Source organism: Nocardioides sp. (assembly GCF_047606145.1).
Classification (GTDB): Bacteria; Actinomycetota; Actinomycetes; order Propionibacteriales; family Nocardioidaceae; genus Nocardioides.
Genome location: NZ_JASGET010000011.1, coordinates 24,353 through 44,853, shown reverse-complemented (window position 1 = coordinate 44,853; position 20,501 = coordinate 24,353). Strand labels below are relative to the sequence as shown.

Here is a 20,501-nt window from a genome sequence, read left to right as displayed (position 1 = left end):
GCTTCCCTCGCCGCCGCTCATCGACCGGGCGTCACGACACGGTCACCAGCGGAGTGAGCTTGGCCAGGGTGATCTCACCGATCCCGTCGACCTCCAGGAGCTCGTCGACCGAGCTGAAGCCGCCGTTCTCGGTGCGCCAGTCGAGGATGGCCTGCGCTGTCACCGGCCCGACCCCGGGCAGCGTGTCGAGGTCCGCGGCGGTGGCCGTGTTGAGATTCACCAGTGTGCCGGCTCCCGTCGCGGTCCCGGTCGAGGTGCCGGTCGAGGTGCCCGTCGAGGTGCCCGTCGCCGCGAGCTGCTGCCCGACCACTATCTGCTGGCCGTCGACCAGCACCGCAGCCAGATTCAGGCCATGGAGCCGTCTGCGGTGACGGACACCGCCGGCCTCCTTGATCGCATCGATCACCCGCGACCCGCTGGCCAGCACCACGATGCCGGGCCGCCGCACCGCGCCCTCGACGTCGACGGTCACCTGACCGCCGATCGAGGTCGCCGTCGGCGTGCCGCTCGCCTCGACCCCGGCACCCCCGGACGCACTTTCCGACATGCCGGCAGACACACCCGCGGCGGCGCCGCCGGCCGAGGACTCCTCGGCCGCCGGCGAAAGCGTCACCAGCGGCGCCGCGGTGCTCACCGCGGCCACCGGCTCGGCGTGTGCGCGCGAGCGGATGATCCACCAGCAGGTCACTCCGAGCCCGACCGCGATCGCCAGCGCGACCACGGTCAGCTGCCAGGCCCCGATGGCCGTCCGGTTGCGCTCGCGCCAGCGCTCCCGCCAGTACTCCGGCACCAACGCCGTGACGGAGAGCCGCCGGCGTGCGGCATGCCTGCCCGGCACCGGCACGCCGGTCCGCGGAGCATCGGTGAGCACCGCGCTCCGCTCCGGCGCGGCCGACCCACCCACCGCGCGCCGCTCGGGATCGGCGAACCTGGTGTGTCCCTCCCACCAGTCCCGCTCACCCTCCCCGGCCGGCGCCCCGGGGGCAGGCTCCTCCTCCGACTCCGCCCGGGCCGAGTCCGGCGTCGTCCACTGTGCGGCGAGCTCGGCGCGCAGCGACTCCAGGCGTCGCTGGACGTCGGGATGGTCGGGTGCGGATCGGGAGCGCATGAGGCGACGCTAGGCATCCGGGTGCCGTCGCACCGCCCGATCGCGCTCGCCTGTGGAGAACTCGCGTCCGGACCTGCGCTGTGGACCGAACCGGGTCGATCGGAGCTCACATCATCGCGGCTCCGCCGATCGCGGCGGCGCGAGCCGACCGGAGTCGGTGGAACCGAGTCACCCAGGGTCGAGCGCCGGGCTGACCACCACCGCCAGCAGCCCCGGCCCGACATGCGCGGCCAGTGCGGCGCCGAGCTCGACACATCGCACCGATCTCGACTCCAGCCCGGCGGCCAACCGCTCGTCCAGATGCTCGACCAGCGCACCGGCCCGGTCGGCGGCGCCCAGGTGGGCGACCACCACCTCGACTCGCTGGTCGCCGGCGAAGTCGACCGCCAACTCCTCCAGCCGGCCCAGTGCGCGCGCCGCGGTGCGCACCCGCTCGTGCACCACCACCTGCCCGTCCTCGATGGCCAGCAGCGGCTTGACCGCCAGCGCGGACCCGAGCAGCGCCGCCGCCGGGCCGATCCGCCCGCCTCGGCGCAGGAACTCCAGGGTGTCGACGTAGAAGAACGAACGGGTCGCCTCGGCCCGTGCCCGAGCGTTCGCGACCGCGGTGGCGGCGTCCGCTCCGCCGAGGATCGCCGTCGCCGCCGCCAGTACGGCGAAGCCGACGCACGGCCCGACCGCACGGGTGTCGAGCGTCGTGACCGGGATGGGGGCCGAGCCGGCGGCGATCTGGGCCGACTCCACGGTGGCGCTCATCTCGCCGGAGAGATGGATCGAGACCACCTCCGTGTAGCCCCGCGCGGCGAGGTCGGCGTACACCTCGGCGAACAGCGCCGGGGCGGGACGCGAGGTGGAGACCTGACGCTTGGCCGAGAGCGCCACGGTGATGGCCTCCGGGGAGGTCTCCGGGGTGCCGTCCTCGTGAGCCTCGGCGTCGATGATGACCTGCAGCGGCACCACCGTGATCAGCTCGCCCGCGGCGCCGAGATCGTCGGGAAGGATCGCTGTCGAGTCGGTGACGACGGCTACCTTGCCCATGCCGCGCAACCTTAGACGACGTGCGCCGAGCTCTCGCGCACCGCACGATCCCTCGGCACCACCCGTCCGAGGACGCCCCCGGCCCGGCGTGGCGACCGGCGCGGCCCGGCCGCCACGCCGGGCCGGTGCCGTCATATCTGCCGCCGAAGCGCGTTAGATAGTCAGAGGCCGTACCCGGCGGCCCGAGGGGGCAGAGCATGACAGCGGACCTGCGCGAAGATCGGAAGAGCCCGCCGCCGGAGCTGGCCGGAGTCGTCCTGGTGCTGGTGATGCTCGCCGCCCTGGTGGTGGTCGCCCTGCTCACCGTCTGAGCGAGGCTCGCCCACCGGAGGGCATCCGCGCGGCGTCCGTCGGATGCTCGTGGGCGACGCGAGGGCTGCCCGACCTCTACGCTGATCCAGGCGGCGGAGCATCGACCCCGATGCCCGCGCCGGCGTCGAGACGCCGTCTACCGAGAGCTATCGAGAGGACGCCGCGGTGAACCACGACCTTCGTCCCGGTTCGCAGACCGCCCTTCGGATCGCCAACCGGGATCGCCTCATCGCCCAGCTGCGCGCGAAGCCCGCCTCCCAGGCGGACCTCGCGCGTGCGACCGGACTCGCTCCGGCGACGATCTCGAGCCTGGTCCGCGAGCTGCAGCGCACCGGTGTCCTCGGCGTCGACGAGGGGTCCGGACGCCGCCTGATCCGGCTGCTGCCACGGCGCGGGCTCGTCGCCAGCATCGACTACGGGCACGGACACGTCTCGGTCGCGATCGCCGACGACGAGCCGTGCCTCCGCGCCGAGCGGCGGCTCCGGCTGGAGCCCGGCATCGAGGCCGTCGAAGGTCTGGCGGTGGCCAACCGGCTGCTGGAGCTCGCCCTCAGCGACGCGGATCTCACGCTTGACGACCTCGTCGGCGTCGGCATGGGGCTGCCGGCGCCGATCGACCACGGCACCGGCAAGGTGGGCTCACCGTCGATCCTCCCGGGGTGGCGCGGGCTGCGTGCCGCACAGCTGGCGACCGAGGCGGTCGGCCGGCCGGTCGTGATCGACAACGACGCCAACCTCGGTGCGTTGGCCGAGTTCCGGTGGGGCCACGGGCGCCGCGGCGACATTCAGAACCTCGCCTTCCTCAAGCTCTCCGACGGTGTCGGAGCCGGACTCATCATCGACGGCGCGCTCTACGCCGGCCCCGACGGCACTGCTGGCGAGATCGGCCACACCACGGTGGAGGAGTACGGCTCGATCTGCCGCTGCGGCAACCGCGGCTGCCTCGAGACGCTCGTCTCGACCGGCGCCGTCCTCGAGACCCTCCGGCCGGTGGTCGACGTCCGGGGCGAGCTCACCATCAGCGAGGTCGTACGCCGGGCCGGGGACGGCGATCGCGCCTGCTCACGCGTGCTGCAGGATGTCGGGACCCAGGTCGGGCGCTCGATCGCCGACCTGTGCAACCTGCTGAACCTGCAGACGATCGTGATCGGCGGCGAGCTCGCCCAGGCCGGCGGCATCCTCCTCGACGCGATCGGTCAGGTCGTGGAGCGCTACGGCATCCCGAGTGCCGTGCAGCGGGTCCGGATCGTCGTCTCCGATCTCGGTGCGCACGCTCCCCTCCTCGGCGGTATCGCCCTGGCCTTCGACGCCGTCGAGCCGCGCTGATCTCGCCGCCGATGTCGGCCGGAGCAGCCGCCGTACGCCGCGCTCCCCGTCGCCGCGCCGTTCACAACTCGAACACCCGAGCACGAATCTGCGGCTCCCAGCGGCCAGCCCATTGCCCGGCCCCGACGGACTCCTCCACTGTGTGACTCGCATCACATCTAGCGAGATGGGCGGGATGAGGAGGACCCATGAGCGAGCACGGACCGATCGCCGAGACAGCATCGGTGTTCGACGACGACGATGAAGGGACTGGCCGCGGGATCATTCGGATCGCGTCGGTCGCGGCCCTCGGCGGGCTGCTGTTCGGGTACGACAGCGCCGTGATCAACGGTGCGGTGGACTCCATCAAGCACGACTTCCACGTCAGCAACGGCGTCCTCGGCTTCGCCGTCGCCTCCGCGCTCCTCGGCGCGGCCGCGGGCGCGATGACCGCGGGCCGGATCGCGGACCGGATCGGTCGCCTGCGGGTCATGAGGATCGCGGCCGTCCTCTTCCTCATCAGCGCCCTCGGCACCGCGGTGGCGCCCAACCTCGGCATCCTGATCGTCGGTCGTGTCGTCGGCGGATTCGGCGTCGGCGTCGCCTCGGTCATCGCGCCGGCCTACATCGCCGAGACCTCCCCGGCACGGATCCGCGGTCGTCTGGGCTCCCTGCAACAGCTGGCGATCGTGCTCGGCATCTTCTTCTCCCTCCTGGTCGACTGGCTGCTCGCCGAGATGGCCGGCGGGGCGGACGACGTCCTGGCGCTGGGCCTGGAGGCGTGGCGGTGGATGTTCCTGGCGATGGCGATCCCCGCGATCGTCTACGGCGTGATGGCGACCACGATCCCGGAGTCGCCGCGCTACCTGATCATGAAGCACAAGATCCCCGAGGCCCGCACGATCCTCAGCACGCTGCTCGGCGAGACGAACCTGGAGATCAAGATCGAGCGGATCAGGAACTCGCTGAACCGCGAGACCAAGCCGTCGTGGTCCGACCTCAAGCGCCCCGGCGGCGGCATCTGGCCGATCGTGTGGGTCGGACTGCTGCTCTCGATCTTCCAGCAGGCCGTCGGGATCAACGTGATCTTCTACTACTCCAACACGCTCTGGCAGGCGGTCGGCTTCGGCGAGAGCGCCTCCTTCGGGATCAGCGTCTTCACCTCGATCGTCAACATCGCCAGCACCCTGATCGCGATCGCCCTCGTCGACCGGATCGGCCGGCGGCCGCTGCTGGTCTTCGGCTCGGCAGCGATGATCGTGACACTCGGCGCCCTCGCCGTCTGCTTCGCCACGGCCACCGGCTCGGGAGACGACCTGAAGCTCCACGGCGCCGCCGGCCCGATCGCGCTCGTCGCCGCGAACCTCTTCGTCGTCGCCTTCGCGATGTCGTGGGGCCCGATCGTCTGGGTGCTCCTGGGCGAGATGTTCCCGAACCGGATCCGCGGCGCCGGCCTGTCCCTGGCGGCGGCCGGTCAGTGGGCGGCGAACTGGGCCATCACCGTCTCGTTCCCGGCACTGGCCTCCTTCTCCCTCGGGTTCTCCTACGGCCTCTACACCCTCTTCGCCGCGCTGAGTCTGGTCTTCGTCCTCCGCTTGGTCCGCGAGACCAAGGGCATGTCCCTGGAGGACATGGACGCCCAGATCGCCGCCGACGTGGCCTCGTCCTGACGCCCGGATCGCACGACAGGAGCGTGACATGAGCCTCCCCGAAGCGGACCACGAGCCGACCCGCCCCCGCAAGGTCGCCGTACTCGGCCCGGTGCCCCATGACCACGTCGTCACCCACCGCGGCGAGGTCTTCGAGAAGTACGGCTGCGTGCTCTACACCGTCGCCGCACTGTCGGCGCTGCTGGGACCCGACGACCTCGTCGTCCCCGTCGTGCACGTCCGCAAGCAGGACGAGGAGCCGATCAAGGAGCAGTGGTCCCACCTCGCCAACGTCGACTCCTCCCTGGTCCGCTCCCACACCGACCGAGGTGACCTGATCGAGCTGACCTACCTGGACCAGAACGCGCGCCAGGAGTCGCAGACCGGCTTCATGCACCCCATCGTCCCCGGCGACGTCGCCGCCGTCGTGGACGCCGACGCGTTCGTCTGCGTACCCATCTCGGACTACGAGGTGCCGTCCCAGACCCTCGCCTTCCTACGGGAGTACGGCACCGGAACGATCATGCTCGACGGCCACGGTCCGACGGTCAGCCTGACACCCGGCGGCGCCCGCGTACGCCGGATCTGGCTCGACCGGGACGCCTGGCTGCCGAACATCGACATCCTCAAGCTCAACCTCGAGGAGGCCGGCTGCAGCTGGTTCCCGCCGCCCGGCAGCGACATGAGCCGGCTCGGCACGCCGCTGACCAGGGACGAGCTCCCGGAGTTCGCGGCGCACTGTCTGGGCAAGGGCGTCCAGGCCGTCTGCGTCACGCTCGACGCCGAGGGGTGCGCGGTCTACTTCCGCGGGCCCGGCGGGACGATGGAGGAGCACCTCGTCCCGCCGGTGCCGATCCCCGAGGTCGTCGACACCACCGGTTGCGGCGACTCCTTCGCCGCGGGCATGGCGTTCGGCTATCTCGCCTCCGGTGACTTCGTCACCGCGGCCCGCTACGGCAACGCGATGGGCTCCCAGCGGGCCTCCGGCTCCGATCTCAGCGTCTACCTCGACTACGCGGGGACGACCGGGCAGATCGAGGCCGTCTACGGCGGGGCCCGGGTCGGCGCATGACCGGCGCGAGCACCACCGTGTCGCTCGACACCGAGAGCTCCTCGGCGACCTGGGAGATCCGGGAGGACGGCTTCGACCGTGAGCGCGCCGGCTACCACGAGTCGCTGATGACGGTCGGCAACGGGCGTCTCGGCACGCGGGCGAGCCTCGAGGAGGGCCATCTGGGCGCTCTCTCGGGGACCTACCTCGCCGGCGTGTACGACGCCCACGACTCCCCCGTGATCGACCTGGTCAACGTGCCCGACTGGCTGGCGACCCGGGTCTGGGTGGAGGGCCGCAGTCTCGACGTCGACACCCTCGAGGTCGTCGAGCACGAGCGGGTCCTCGACCTCCGCACCGGCGTGCTGACCCGCGCCACGGTCTTCATCGATCCGGCGATCGGGCGCGTCCGGCTCGCCAGCGCCCGACTGGCGAGCATGGCCGACCGCGACCTGTGCGCCCAGCGGATCGAGGTGACGGCGCTGGACCGGCCGGTCGAGATCACCGTGGTCACCGGCATCGAGACCGAACGGCGCAACCTGGACCGGCTGCCGGCCTACACCGAGGAGCCGGTGCTCCCGGCGAGCCGGCGCTGGGAGAAGTGGGCCCGCTCCAACCACCTCCGCGAGCGCGAGCGCCACCTCGCTCCCCGCGCGGGCGACGTGGTCACCGAGACCCTCGGCAGCGGGGTCCGCATCGCGGTGGCGTACGACGTCCGGCCGCAGAGCGAGCCGACGCACGACGGCGTACAGGCGCAGGGCGGCACGCTGGCCACGGCGCTGACCTTCGAGGCGGCGGCCGGCGAGCCGATCGTCGTGGAGAAGGTCGTCGCCTACGCCACCTCACGCGACCCGGGCAGGACGACCGAGCCGCGGGTGCGTGCCCTCGAGACCATCGCCCGTCACCGATCGAGCGACTTCGCCGCGCTCGCCGCGGCCAGCCGCGAGGTCTGGGCCCGGTTGTGGGCCGACAGTGAGGTCCGGGTCTCCGGTCACCGGAAGGACGCGCTGGCGCTGCACCTCGGCACCTACCACCTCCTCATCGCGGCGAACCCGGAGGATCCCACCGTCAGCATCGGCGCGAAGTCGCTGTCGGGCGAGGGCTACCGCGGGCACGTCTTCTGGGACTCCGAGATCCTGCTGCTGCCGTTCTTCCTCTACACCCAGCCGAGCGCCGCGAGGGCACTGCTCAGCTACCGCCATCACACCTTGCCGGGCGCCCGGAGGCTCTCCGCGGCCAACGGCACCCGCGGCGCCCGCTACCCCTGGGAGGCGGCCGACACCGGAGCGGAGGAGTGCCCCCGGTGGACCCCTGACGGGCAGCACCGGTTCTGGACCCGGGACGAGGAGCTGCACGTCACCGCGGACGTCGCCTACGGCGTGATGCAGTACGTCGCCGCGACCGGGGACACCGACTTCCTCCTCGAGGCGGGGGCCGAGATCCTCGTCGAGACCGCTCGCTACTGGGTCTCCAGGCTCGAGCGCCGCGACGACGGGACCCTCAGCCTGAGCAGTGTGATGGGCCCGGACGAGTTCCACTCCCACGTCGACGACAACGCGTTCACCAACCAGCTGGTGCGCTGGCACCTCGAACAGGCCGGTGCGGTCGCCTCCCAGCTCGCCACCGCGGCACCGGAGCGCGGCGCGATCGTGGCAACCTCGCTCGGCCCGGATCTGGCCGAGGTCGAGGAATGGGCCCGGGCGGCCGCGGCGATCAGGCCCGGGCGCGAGTCCGACGACGGCGTCATCGAGCAGTTCGCGGGCTACTTCGAGCGGCAGGAGCTGCCGATCTCGACCTGGGACAAGCACAACATGCCGCAGTACCCCGCCGGCTACCACCACTTCAACCTCGAGGACACCACGCTGCTCAAGCAGCCGGACGTGGTGATGCTGATGTACCTGCTCCCGGACGAGTACTCCGTGGAGAGTCAGCGGGTGAACTTCGAGTTCTACGAGGCCCGCACGCTGCACAAGTCGTCGCTGAGCCCGCCGATCCACGCGATCGTCGGACTCCGCACCGGGGACTCGGCGATGGCGGTGCAGTACTTCGAGCGGGCGGCGTACGTCGACCTCGACGACAACCAGGGCAACACCGCCGAGGGGATGCACATCGCCGCCGCCGGCGGCACCTGGCAGGTGGCCGTGCTGGGGTTCGGCGGCATGCGCCTGCACGACGGTCGGCTCTCCTTCACACCGCACCTGCCCGAGCGCTGGGACCGGTTGGAGTTCACCGTCGGCTGGCACGGTCGACGGGTCGCGGTGGACATCGACCACGACGGGATCGGCCTCACCCTCTGCGACGAGGGCGCCGAGGTCGAGGTCGAGGTCGGCGGCCAGCGCACGAGGCTACGGCCGGGCACCCTCCACCGAGTTCCGAACCCCTGCTGACGCCCGTCCGTGCGGGTCGGGACCGGCGCAGAGGACGCCACCCACCGGCGGGGACGACTCGCCGCCGGTGGGTCGGCCATCTCCGGCTCGGCGCGGTCGCCCGGGATCGGACCGGTCCGGTCAGACGACGACGTTGACCAGCTTCGGCGCGCGCACGATCACCTTGCGCACCGCGCGACCGTCGATCGCCCTGCGGACCGTCTCGTCGGCCATGGCAAGCGTCTCCAGGTCGTCGTCGCCGATGGACGGCGAGACCGCCAGCCGGGCCCTGACCTTGCCCTGGACCTGGACCACCGCGGTCACGGTGTCCTCGACGAGCAGCTCCGGGTCGACCTCGGGCAGACCCGCACGGGCGACGGTGGGCCGGTGCCCCAGCCGCTCCCACATCTCCTCGGCGGTGTACGGCGCCACCAGTGACAGCAGGATCGCCACCGCCTCGCTGGCCTCGCGCACCGCCGGGTCGGCCGGACCGCAGCCGGAGTCGATCGCCTTGCGGGTCGCGTTCACCAGCTCCATCACCCGGGCCACCATGACGTTGAATCGCTGCGACTCGATCAGCTGCTCGGTGTCGGCGACCACCCGGTGGGTCACCCTGCGCAGCTCCAGGTCACCGCCGGAGACGTCGACGCCCGGCGCCGATTCGACGTCGCCGGCCAGCCGCCAGGCACGCTGGAGGAACCTCAGCGATCCGGCCGGCGACACGTCGGCCCAGTCGATGTCGGCCTCCGGTGGGCCGGCGAAGACCATCGTCAGCCGGACCGCGTCGACGCCGAACTCGTCGATGGTGCTGCTCAGGTCGACGCCGTTGCCCAGGGACTTCGACATCCCGCGACCCTCGTTGATGACCTCGCCCTGGTTCATCAGGGCGCTGAACGGCTCGACGAAGTCGATCATGCCCAGGTCGTAGAGGACCTTGGTGAAGAACCGGCTGTAGAGCAGGTGCAGGATCGCGTGCTCGACGCCCCCGACGTACTGCGCCACCGGCATCCACTCCCGCACGGCCTCGGGGTCGAAGGGACCCTCCTCGAAGTGCGGCGAGACATAGCGGAAGAAGTACCACGAGCTGTCGACGAAGGTGTCCATCGTGTCGGTGTCCCGCGTCGCGTTGCCGCCGCAGGAAGGGCAGGCGACGTTGACCCACTCCGCGGCGGCCGCCAGCGGCGAGACGCCCTTGGGCTTCAGGTCGGCGCCCTTCAGCTCGGGCAGCACCACCGGCAGCTGGTCCTCGGGCACCGGCACCTCGCCGCACGACGGGCAGTGGATGATCGGAATCGGGGCACCCCAGAAGCGCTGCCGGCTCAGCAGCCAGTCGCGCAGCCGGAAGTTGACGGTGCCCTGGCCGCGACCGTCGGCCTCCAGCTTCTCGATGATCGCCCGGATGCCGCTGGCCTTGTCGCTCAGCCCGGAGAGCAGGGGTGAGTTGACGTAGGCCCCGTCACCGGTGGTGGCGACGTAGGTCTCCTCGGGGTTCTCCGCCCCGGGGACGTCGATGACGGTGCGCACCGGCAGCCTCATCGCCTTGGCGAAGTCGAGGTCGCGCTGGTCGTGCGCCGGCACCGCCATGATCGCGCCGGTGCCGTAGTCGGCCAGCACGTAGTCGGCGGCCCACACCGGCATCGACTCACCCGTGACGGGGTTGGTGGCGACCACGCCCAGATCCACGCCCGTCTTCGGCCGGTCGGTCGCCATCCGGTCGATGTCGGAGCTCTTGCGCACCTCGACCAGGTAGCCCTCCAGCGCCTCGCGCCGCGCCGGGGCCACGATCTCGGCGGCCAGTCCGGCGTCCGCGGCCACCACCATGAACGTCGCGCCGTACAGCGTGTCGGGACGCGTGGTGAAGACGGTGATCGTCCTGGTCGAGCCGTCGGCCAGGGTGAGGTCGAAGTCGACGTGGGCGCCCTCGGAGCGACCGATCCAGTTGCGCTGCATCGCCAGCACCTTGGCGGGCCAGCTCTCCTCGAGCGGCTCCATGTCGTCCAGCAGCCGCTGGGCGTAGTCGGTGATCTTGAAGTACCACTGGTTCAGCTCGCGCTTGGTCACCTCGGCGCCACAGCGCTCGCAGCGACCGTCGACGACCTGCTCGTTGGCCAGCACGGTCTGGTCGTTCGGGCACCAGTTGACCGGGCTGTTCTTCCGGTAGGCCAGTCCCTGCTCGCGGAACTTCAAGAACAGCCACTGGGTCCACCGGTAGTACTCCGGGTCGGAGGTGTGCAGCCGCCGGGACCAGTCGAAGCTGACCGCGTAGCGGCGCATCGACTCCGCCTGGGTCTCGATGTTGTCGTAGGTGAAGATGGCGGGGTACTGATCGCGCTTGATGGCGGCGTTCTCGGCGGGCAGGCCGAAGGAGTCCCAGCCGATCGGGTTGAGGACGTCGTAGCCCTTCTGCCACCAGTAGCGGGCCAGCACGTCGTGCAGGGCGAACACCTCGGCGTGGCCCATGTGCAGGTCGCCGGAGGGGTAGGGGAACATGGTCAGCGCGTACCTGCGCTCGGCCCCCGGCAGCTGGCCGGCACGGAACGGGTCGAGGCGCTCCCAGACCGGCCGCCACTTGCGTTGCAGCGCCTCGGCGTCGTACGTCGCCTGCTCGGCCTGCTCCTGCGTCATCTCGATCTCCTGCTCACCGCGCGTCGTCACATCCTCCGGCGTTGGTCCTGCCGGGTGGCTTCGGGTGCCGTCGGCGGCCCTTCTGACATGAAAAAACCCCTCGCATGGAGGGGTTGCCGCGTGACCTGATCGTCGAGATTCCGGTCAGCGCGGCGAGTCAAGAAGCAGCTCGGCCGTCAGCACGCCCGAAAGTCTATCGCACCCTCAGGCGTGTCGCGGTGTTGCCCGGCTCCCCCTCGCATGACAAGATGTCAGCGCTCCGTTGCCCGCGACGACAGTCAGCGGATGGGGACCCCCCCATCTCATCCGCCAGACGCTCCGGGCAACGGAGTGCTTCATCTCTCGGCATGGTCCGTTTCTCGCCCTGGCTCAGGAGAGCCGCGCTTCGTCACGGTCCGCCGGGCTCTCCTCCCTCGAGTCGGCTCCCACCCTCCTGGTCGATCAGGGTGGTGACCAGGTCGGCGATCTGGGCCAGCCCAGAGGCGGTGCCGTCGAGCCGGCCACGGATCTCCGCGAACCCCGTGTCCACGGTCGCGAGTCCTCGATCCATCGCAGCGAATCTCGCGTCTGTCTCGGCGAAGCCCTGCCGCATCTCGGTCCGCATGTCAGCCATGTCCGCACGCAGCGCGTTGAAGCTGCCGGTGGCGGCGCGGCGGAAACCGCGCAGGTCGGTGCGCAGATCGGCAACATCCCGATCGCTCGCCGCGGCCAGCTGCCGGGCCGCGGAGGCGTCCTCACCGGCGACCCGGGTCTCCGCACCGACGTCGTCGACACGCGCCTCGAGGTCGCCCACCCGGGCCTCGATGTCCTTCGGCTCCCCCATGGAGCCAACCTACCCGCGCGTTCGGGTCGCCGTACGACGTCGTGCACAGGCGATGGCGTCCGCACCACGGCGCCCGCCCCGAGACGGGGCGGGCGCCGATGGGCAACCGAAGCGCGGAGGCCGGAGCCTCTCAGTCGCGCACGGTGATCTTGCCCGACTTCGCGGAGGTGTGGTTGGCGTCGCCGGCGTAGGTGAAGACGAGCACGTTCCTGCCCTTCTTCACCGTCACGGAGAAGGTCGCCTTCCCGTGCTTGAGCGACTTGGCGGCGATCCTCTTGCCGTTGACGGTGCCGGAGACCTTGCCGCCGGGAGCGAGCGAGGAGCCCGGCTCGGTGACCTTCACCGTGACGACGGTCCTGTTCTTCTTGACCTTGCCGGCCTTGGCGCTCACCTTGCTGCTCGCCTTGGCGACGGTGATCGTCTTCGACACCGTCGCACCGGCCTTGGTGTCGGCCGAGCCCTGGTAGGCCAGCTTGAGGGTGTGCTTGCCCGCCGTGAGCGTGGTCGGGAGCTTGATCTTGGCGCTGGTACCCTTCACCGCGGTGTCGCTGACCACCTTGCCGTCGATCTTGGTCTCCACCACGCCGCCGTTCGGGTCGCCGTCACTGGTGACCTTGGCGGTGACCGTGCCGGCCTTGCCGTAGGTCAGGCGCGGCACCGAGGCCGACATCGAGGCGGCGTACCCGCCCGCCGGTGTGACCTTGATGTCGGTGGCCGAGGCCACCGTGCCGTCGTCGTTGAAGCTGACCGTGCGACCGGTCGGGTCCTGGAAGTCGAACATCGAGGTCAGGTCGCCGATGGTCGAGTCGGTGTCGAAGGAGTCGTTGACGGCTCCGTCGCCGTAGTCGTCACTGATCTGGCCGAGACCCCAGTTGTCCTCGATGAACTTGACCACCGAGGCCTGGGAGAGCTTGGTGTGGTCGATGTAGTTGGTCCGGGCGTACGGCGAGATGACCAGCATCGGCAGCCGCTGGGAGGGACCGCAGCGGTCCTCCTCCCCGGCGATCGGGTCGGCGGTCTGCGCGGCGGCGGTGCAGATGTCGGCGTCGTCGCTGGTCGAGGACGGGTTGACGATGGTCGGCGCCTCGTGGTCGTACCAGCCGTCGGAGTCGTCGTAGGCGATCACGATCGCCGTCGACTTCCACTCCGGAGAGGACTCGATCGCGTTGATCTCACGGATCAGGAAGTCCTGCTCGTCGATCGGGTCCGAGTTCGACGGGTGCGCGTCCTCGTAGGCCGCGGCCTTGACGTAGGAGACCGCCGGCAGCTCGTCGTTCGCGACGGCGTCCTCGAAGACCGACAGGTCGTAGTTGTGGTTCGCCCCGGTCTTGGTGTCGTCGTTCGTCGGGTCGTCGGCGCCGATCGTGACGCCGTCGGTGCCCGGGTAGTGGTGCGGGTTCGAGGTCGACTTGTAGTAGGCGAACGGGTTGTGGTGCGGGCTGTAGTCGGTGACCGTGTTGCCGTTGATGTTGGTGTGCGTCGAGCCGCAGACGGCGTAGTTGACGTCGCTGTCGGGGTCGTAGTCGGCGGTCGGGGTGAAGCCGCCCTGGAACCAGCCCCAGGTGATGTTCTTCTCGTTGAGCAGATCGCCGACGTTCTCACCCTGCATGCCGACGGTGTTGCTGCTGGCGGTGTGGTTGGTGTCCGAGCAGTCGTCGTAGACCGGGTCCGGGTCGCCGATCACGGTGCCGATGCCGGTGCTCGAGTCGACCGCCGAGAAGCCGCTGGCGGTCTGCGAGCTGGCTGCGGTCGGGTCGCTGTCGTCGCTGGTCGAGTCGTAGGCGATGCCACCGTAGGTCTGGCCGGAGACGACGTTCAGAGCGCCGGGGGTGGACGGTCCGAAGGTGACGTCCCAGGAGTTGTCGCCGAGCGCGTAGTTCTGCGCCAGGTTCCACATCCCGGTGACGACGTTGCCGTCGTAGTAGCCCATGTTCTCCGCGGCGCCGGAGGGACCGCTGCTGGCGGTGCAGCTGCCGTTGGTGTTCTCCGGGAAGAGGTCCATCTTGCCGCCGTCCACGGCCTCCTGCTCGGGGGTGTAGTTGTGGTTCTGCGAGCAGGTCCACCGGTCGTCCCAGCCGAGCCGGAACGGCTTGGTGCTGTTCGGGTTCGCCGAGATCAGCGTGGAGTCGGCCTTGTAGTTGTTCGGCACCTCGGTGCCGGTCGCCGCGGTGAACGTGGGCGCATCGGTCTCGTCGGCGTCGTTCTTGGCGTACGGGTAGGTGCCGAAGTAGTGGTCGAAGGAGATGTTCTCGTCGAAGAGGACCACGACGTGCTTGATCGGGGTGGTGGTGCTGACGGCATCGTCTGCCGAGGCGTTCTGTACGGCCAGGTAGGTCAGCGAGCTTCCGACCAGACCCGCACCGGCGAGCACCAGCCCTGTGCCCGTGAGGGCGCGAGGCAGCCGTAGCTTGGGCTTTCTCATCCCGGGGTTCCTTCCATCAGTGTTGGCTTGCGCAGTGTTGGCTTGCGTGGGTCACCGGGCGGTCCGTCAGGCGAACATGGCCCGGCCCAACCAGTCGCCGGCCGACTTCACGCCGGGAAGCGCGAAGAAGTAGCCGCCGCCGACCGGCGAGATGTAATCGACGAGGGGCTCGTCGGCGAGGCGCTTCTGGATCGTCACGAACTGACGCTCCAGGTCCTGGTTGAACGCGGTGAAGATCAGCCCCATGTCGAGGTCGCCGTTGACGTCGGTGCCGGCGTCGTAGTTGAACGAACGGCGCAGGAACTGCTGGTCCGCGGTCGCGGCGGTGCGCGGGTTGGCGAGCCGGATGTGGGCGTCCATCTTGATGGCGTCGCCGCCGGCGTCGTTCGCGTAGTCGGGGGTGTCGAACTCGTCGGTCCCGGTGAGCGGCGCCCCGGTGTCCCGGGAGCGGCCGAACATGTTCTCCTGCTCCAGCAGGGAGACCCGGTCCCAGAACTCCACGAACATCCGGATCACCCGGACGACGTGATAGCTGCCACCGCTCACCCAGTCGGGCTCGTCACCACCGGCGACGGTCCAGGTCAGCCGGCTCATCGCGTCGGCATCGCTGACCGAGGGGTTGCCGGTGCCGTCCTTGAAGCCGAGCAGGTTGCGCGGCGTGCCGCTGGGACGGGGCGGTGAGGAGAAGCCGTCCTGGCGCCACCGGACCTGCAGCGCGCCGCGGGTGTGCCGGGCGATCAGGCGAAGTGCACTGGCGACGGTGTCCGCGTTGTTCGCTCCGACCTGCAGCAGCAGGTCGCCGTCGCAGCGCGAGCGGTCCAGCGCGTCGTTGGGGAAGGCCTCCATCCGTCGCAACCGGGCGGGCTTGCGGTCGGCGAGCCCGTAGCGGTCGTCGAACAGGCTGGCGCCGACGCTGGTGGTCACGGTGAGTCCGTCGGCCGGGATCGTCGGGCCGAGCACGCCGTTGCTCCAGGTGGTCTCCAGGAGGCCCTGGTCGGGCGGCGTACCCCCCTTGGTGAGGAAGCGGGCCACCTCGGTCACGCTGCGCAGCGCCTCGCGGAGCTCGCCACGGTTGGCGGCGGTGACGTCGAAGGCGACGTACGCCGCCGAGCGCTGTACCGGGGTGAGGATGCCGGACTGGTGCTCGCCCTCGAACGGGTAGGACTCGGCGACCGCCGTGTCGGCGGCCTCGCCGCTGGCCTGGGCCGAGCTGGTGTCCGCGGCCATCGCCGCTGCTCCCCACAGCGCCGGCGCCGCCGCGGCGGCGCCGACGGCCCCGCCGAAGAGTCCTCGTCGGCTCAGCCGTCCGCTCACCGGACACTGCCCTGTCATCGGCTCCTCCTCGGGTCGGTGATGACCGCGACCTCGGAGAGCAGCTCCACGGTCTGGTCGAGAGTGGCGTTCAGCTCTTCGCGCTGCCGCTCGGTCAGGGAGTCGAGCCCGCGCCAGCGACCATCGGTGTGGTAGCTCTCGACGAGCTTGCGCGAGCGCGCGATCCAGGCGTAGGTCTCGGCGAGGTCGGGGTCGCGGGACGTCAACAGCGATCGGATCGGCTTCAAGGCGTGCACGGTGCCGTCGAGGTTGGCGTCGATGGTCGCCAGACCGGTGCCGCTGCCAGCGTCGTTGAGCCCGGTGAGCTCGAACTTGACCGCGTCCTCCAGGATCTCGTGGGCTCGCAGGCCGATCATCTGGGTGGTGAGCACCGGGTTGACCAGATCGTGGTGCAGATGGTCGATGGCGGTGACCAGCGCCGCGGTGTGAGGCCTGATCGCCGCCGCCGGGCGGCCGGCCCACAACAGCGCCTCGATCTTGTGGAAACCGGCGAGGTCCGGGTCGGTGACCGGGTCGACGCCCACACTCGGCGAGGCGTCGATGGCATCGCCGTCGTCGCCGAACGCGTCGTAGGCGGCCCCGAGGGTCTCGTAGTGCAGGTGCGCGGTCAGCCAGTCACCCTTGGCGGCGGCGAGGTCGCCGGCGCGCACGTCGGCGTCGAGCCGCTTCGCCTGGCGACGCAGCGACGGCAGCTGACCGCGCACCCAGGCGATGTAGTCGTCGAGCCGTGGGATGAGGTCGTTGACGGTCACCGGGACCATGCCCGGCGTGGTCTGGCCGGAGTAGCTGCCGGTCAGCTTCCAGGTCTGGCCGGTCACCGGGTCGGCGTCCGAGGGCATGCAGTAGAAGCGATAGGTGCCCGGGCCCAGGGTCACCGTGTAGTGCCGGGTCGCGCCGGCACCGAGGTTCTCGGCGTCCAGATAGACCTTCTTGGTGGACGGCTGCTCGAGGTAGACCTCGATCGGCTGGATGGAGTTGTTCCACAGCGCCAGCGACAGGGGACCGGCCTCACCGCCGTCCCACTGCCCGCCGCAGGTGTCCACCCCGACGGTCACCGCCTCCCCCGCGATCGACTCGTCCGCGTGCGGCGCCTCCGCCTCGGCCGAGCTGCCCCCGTGCGTGGCCCGTACGACGATCGCCACCGCGGTCAGCACGACCACCGCCACCAGCACCAACGCCGGCCAACGACGCCATCCGGCCCGGTCGCGACGTTGCTGCGACGACCCCGCCTCCACCGTGTCCTGCTCGTCCACCCGTACCCTCTCCCGGTGCCCGATCAGGCACACTCGGAGGAAGTCTGGGGAGCACGGCGGACCGGCGAGCGCCGGTTAGATAGATAGACGATGAACAGATCTCTAATCCGAGCACCCGCCGCCGCCCGGTGGCGGGCCCGTTGGTGATCCACAACTCGCCGTTCTACGGTGCTGGGCGTGCCTCCCCACGACGCCGGCGACCAGATCCCCGACAGCGCCCGACCCGACAGCGCCCGACCCGACAGCGCCCGACCCGACAGCGCCCGACCCGACAGCGCCCGACCCGACAGCGACGACCGCTCGGCCGATCGACCGCGGACCGGTGGTGGACATGCGACCCGCCGCACCCTCCTGGTGGGCGCCGGCGGCATCGCGCTCGGTGCCACCGGCAGCTGGGCGGCGATCCACGCCGAGGACGACTCGGCGGACTCCTCCAGCGACGAGGGTACGACGCCGACGGTGCTGCACTACCGGAGCACGGCAGCCACGGCGGCACAGGTCACGGTCACCCGGTTGGCTCCGGGCGAGCTCGACGCCGGCCTGCTGTTCGCCACCCCCAAGCTGGACGACGTCTTCCGCGGCGTCATCTACGACGCCGACGGTGAGCCGGTGTGGATCGCCCCGGACGGCGGGACCGCCACCGATCTGCGCGTGCAGACCTACCGTGGTGAGCCGGTGCTCACCTATTGGACCGGCCTGGTCGCCACCGGCAACGGTCAGGGACGGGGCGTGATCCTGGACCGCTCGTATCGGCAGATCGCCTCGGTCAGGTGCGGCAACGGCCTGCTCGCGGACCTGCACGAGTTCGAGCTCACCGATGCCGGCACCGCGTTGCTGACGTCGTACCCGTCGGTGAGCCGGGACCTGACCGGCATCGGCGGCCCGGCCGACGGCTGGATCTTCGACTGCCACGTGCAGGAGATCGATGTCGCCACCGGGGCGGTGCTGCTGGACTGGACGGCGAGCGACCACATCGAGCTCACCGAGAGCTACCAGGAGGTCGGGGACACGGTCACCGCCGACGACCCGTACGACGCGTTCCACATCAACGCCGTCTCCGCCGACACCGACCACACCCTGCTGGTCTCGGCACGCCACACCCACACCGTCTACTCGCTGGACCGCGACAGCGGCCGGGTGCGCTGGCGGATGGGCGGGAAGCGGAGCGACTTCGAGATCGCCGACGACGCGACCTTCCTCTGGCAGCACCACGCACGGCGACGCTCCGCGACCACGTTCAGCGTCTTCGACAACCACACCGACTCCACCACCGGCTCCTCGCGAGGCCTCGTGCTGGCGGCCGACGAGGACGCGAAGACGGTCACGCTGAGCGCCGAGTACACCAGGTCCGGCATGGTCTCGCCGACGATGGGCAGCGTGCGGCCGCTCGGCGGCGGCAACGTGCTGGTCGGCTGGGGCTATCAGCCGGTGATCACCGAGTTCGCCGGCGACGGCACCGCGTTGTGGGAGGTCTCCGGTCTGGGGGTCAGCTGCTACCGGGCCGCCAAGCACGCCTGGACCGGTACGCCGAGCACCGATCCCGACATCGCCGTCACGGCGACCGAGGCGGGTGGGCTGCAGGTGAGCGCGAGCTGGAACGGCGCCACCGAGGTGGCCGGCTGGCGGGTGCTCGGCGGCAGGTCGAGGAAGCGGATGCGGCAGCTGACCACCGTGCGGCGGACCGGCTTCGAGACCGACATCGACGTCGACTCGCGCCCGTGGATCCGCGTCGAGGCGCTCGACTCCGACGGGCAGGTGCTCGGCCGCTCGCGTGCGGTCGGCGCGCCGTCGGCCTGAGCCGGGCTGAGTCAGCGAGCTGGGCCATCGGGTTGGGCCATCGGGTTGGGCCATCGGGTTGGGCCATCGGACCCATGGGGGCGCTGTGCACGAGACCCTGGCTCGCCCCGGCGTGGCGGCCAGCAGACGCACCGTCAGCCGGCCGCCAGGTGCCGGTGCGCCTCACGCCGGTGGGCGTGCCGCAGCGAGGCGAGCATGGTGATCGCCGCCCCGACCACGACGTAGCCGGCGACCAGCCAGAGCTCGCCGGCGATGCCGTGTCCGCCGAAGTAGACGATCCGCCGCACCGCGTCGGTGCCGGCGCCGTTGGGGATCCACCCGCCGACCGCCCGCCAGAACTCGGGCAGCAGCTGGCTCTGGTAGGCACCGCCGGCGCTGGGGTTGCCGAGCACCACGAAGAGCAGCACCGTCAGCCCGATGCCGATGACGCCGAAGAGTACCTGGAACGCCATGGTGACGGTCGCCGCGGAGAGCACCAGCAGCGCGCCGAGACCCGCCAGCGGCCAGAAGTGACCGGTGAGTGCCCCGAACCACTGGTCGACCACCAGCGCTCCGCCCAGGCCGGAGCAGATCGCGTACGGCACCGTCGCGCCGAGCCTGATGGCCGCCCGCTTCGGGTTCGCCGGTCGCGAGCCCTTGGCGACGCCCAGCAACGAGGAGACCAGATAGCCGCCGACCAGCCATCCGATGACCAGGTAGAAGCCGGACAGGCCACGGGCGTCGCCGGACTGCAGCGGCACCACGTCGGTCACCTTCATGCGTCGGCCCTGCGCGGACTCGTACTGCTTGGCGATCGTCTCCACCGCCGTCACCAGCGAGGCACCGCCGCCGCTCGCGACCAGGAGCTCGTCCTTGCCGCTCGATCTGACCACCAGCGCCGCCGACAGGTCGGCCCGCTCGATCCGCGCGGCCGCGGTGGCGCGATCGGCGACCACCTCGGCACTGACCGGGTGTCCGTCCTCGGCGTTGAGGCTGCTCGCCAGCTGCGCCGCCGACGAGGTCGGGGCGACCACCCCGAAGGAGATGTCCTTCGGGCTCTGGTGGTGGAACGCGCCGACGTAGGAGGCGACGAACGCCACCTGCACGAACAGCACCCCGACGACCAACGCGACGGTCCGTGGCGAGACCGCGTCCTGCAACTCGGCCCAGAACGTCTTCGACTCCTCGACCCGGTCCTGCGGTGCTTGTTCGGTCATCGGCAGCCTCCTGGATCACCATGAACGAGATGGGTCGAGCCGCGTTGCTCGTCCGCGCCGGTGCGCGTGCCTCCACACGTTATCGGGATGACGAGTTCCGCCGGTACCGCGGAGTCTTTCGTTGGTCGAGCTCGTCGAAACCAACGGATACGCCCGATCGGCAGTTCTCGGACGTGTCGGTCGTTCACACACCCCGGCCTGCGGCGACACGACGGACCAGATCC

At 70.7% G+C, this 20,501-nt stretch carries 13 protein-coding genes; 5 read left to right on the top strand and 8 right to left on the bottom strand.

What is annotated here, in order from left to right; genetic code table 11:
- Nucleotides 1–31: 31 nt before the first annotated feature.
- Complete coding sequence (locus tag QM638_RS01535) at nucleotides 32–1,108, bottom strand: helix-hairpin-helix domain-containing protein (RefSeq protein ID WP_415140169.1); 1,077 nt, start codon at nucleotides 1,106–1,108, stop codon at nucleotides 32–34.
- A 168-nt stretch (nucleotides 1,109–1,276) separates the two neighbouring features.
- On the bottom strand, nucleotides 1,277–2,146 hold the full coding sequence (locus tag QM638_RS01530) for a DegV family protein (protein WP_415140168.1): 870 nt from the start codon (nucleotides 2,144–2,146) through the stop codon (nucleotides 1,277–1,279).
- Nucleotides 2,147–2,623: 477 nt separating this feature from the next.
- Between QM638_RS01530 and QM638_RS01525 the strand changes: the two genes are divergently transcribed.
- The 4 genes from QM638_RS01525 to QM638_RS01510 all read left to right on the top strand — a co-directional run bounded on the left by QM638_RS01525 (nucleotide 2,624) and on the right by QM638_RS01510 (nucleotide 8,850).
- Nucleotides 2,624–3,784, top strand: coding sequence for an ROK family protein (locus tag QM638_RS01525; RefSeq protein ID WP_415140167.1), 1,161 nt, complete (start codon nucleotides 2,624–2,626; stop codon nucleotides 3,782–3,784).
- Between the two features lie 188 nt (nucleotides 3,785–3,972).
- Nucleotides 3,973–5,433 (top strand): sugar porter family MFS transporter, encoded by a 1,461-nt coding sequence (locus tag QM638_RS01520; protein ID WP_415140166.1) that lies wholly within the window; start codon nucleotides 3,973–3,975, stop codon nucleotides 5,431–5,433.
- 28 nt (nucleotides 5,434–5,461) lie between these two features.
- Nucleotides 5,462–6,484: a carbohydrate kinase family protein gene (locus tag QM638_RS01515; protein ID WP_415140165.1), complete on the top strand. Its 1,023-nt coding sequence runs from the start codon at nucleotides 5,462–5,464 to the stop codon at nucleotides 6,482–6,484.
- Nucleotides 6,481–8,850 carry a glycoside hydrolase family 65 protein gene (locus tag QM638_RS01510; RefSeq protein ID WP_415140164.1) on the top strand — a complete coding sequence of 790 codons (2,370 nt, stop codon included), beginning with the start codon at nucleotides 6,481–6,483 and terminating at the stop codon, nucleotides 8,848–8,850. Before QM638_RS01515 ends, QM638_RS01510 begins: the two co-directional genes overlap by 4 nt.
- A 120-nt stretch (nucleotides 8,851–8,970) precedes the next feature.
- On the opposite strand, the gene leuS is transcribed toward QM638_RS01510, so the two are convergent.
- The 5 genes from leuS to QM638_RS01485 form a co-directional block, all read right to left on the bottom strand.
- On the bottom strand, nucleotides 8,971–11,454 hold the full coding sequence (leuS, locus tag QM638_RS01505; RefSeq protein ID WP_415140163.1) for a leucine--tRNA ligase: 2,484 nt from the start codon (nucleotides 11,452–11,454) through the stop codon (nucleotides 8,971–8,973).
- Between the two features lie 388 nt (nucleotides 11,455–11,842).
- The gene (locus QM638_RS01500) at nucleotides 11,843–12,277 is read right to left on the bottom strand and encodes an imelysin family protein (protein ID WP_415140162.1); all 435 of its coding nucleotides are present in this window, start codon (nucleotides 12,275–12,277) and stop codon (nucleotides 11,843–11,845) included.
- Nucleotides 12,278–12,407: 130 nt separating this feature from the next.
- A complete protein-coding gene (locus QM638_RS01495; protein ID WP_415140161.1) occupies nucleotides 12,408–14,699 on the bottom strand; it encodes an alkaline phosphatase family protein in 2,292 nt (763 codons plus the stop codon).
- A gap of 66 nt (nucleotides 14,700–14,765) precedes the next feature.
- Nucleotides 14,766–16,031: an iron uptake transporter deferrochelatase/peroxidase subunit gene (efeB, locus tag QM638_RS01490; protein WP_415140160.1), complete on the bottom strand. Its 1,266-nt coding sequence runs from the start codon at nucleotides 16,029–16,031 to the stop codon at nucleotides 14,766–14,768.
- Nucleotides 16,028–17,284, bottom strand: a complete 1,257-nt coding sequence (locus tag QM638_RS01485; RefSeq protein WP_415140159.1) for an imelysin family protein — start codon at nucleotides 17,282–17,284, stop codon at nucleotides 16,028–16,030. The genes efeB and QM638_RS01485 overlap by 4 nt, the downstream gene beginning before the upstream one ends.
- Nucleotides 17,285–17,461: 177 nt before the next feature.
- Between QM638_RS01485 and QM638_RS01480 the strand changes: the two genes are divergently transcribed.
- Nucleotides 17,462–19,081 carry an arylsulfotransferase family protein gene (locus QM638_RS01480; protein WP_415140158.1) on the top strand — a complete coding sequence of 540 codons (1,620 nt, stop codon included), beginning with the start codon at nucleotides 17,462–17,464 and terminating at the stop codon, nucleotides 19,079–19,081.
- Nucleotides 19,082–19,215: 134 nt separating this feature from the next.
- Here QM638_RS01480 and QM638_RS01475 read toward each other — a convergent pair whose 3' ends face one another.
- Complete coding sequence (locus tag QM638_RS01475) at nucleotides 19,216–20,277, bottom strand: DUF3533 domain-containing protein (protein ID WP_415140157.1); 1,062 nt, start codon at nucleotides 20,275–20,277, stop codon at nucleotides 19,216–19,218.
- Between the last annotated feature and the right edge of the window lie 224 nt (nucleotides 20,278–20,501).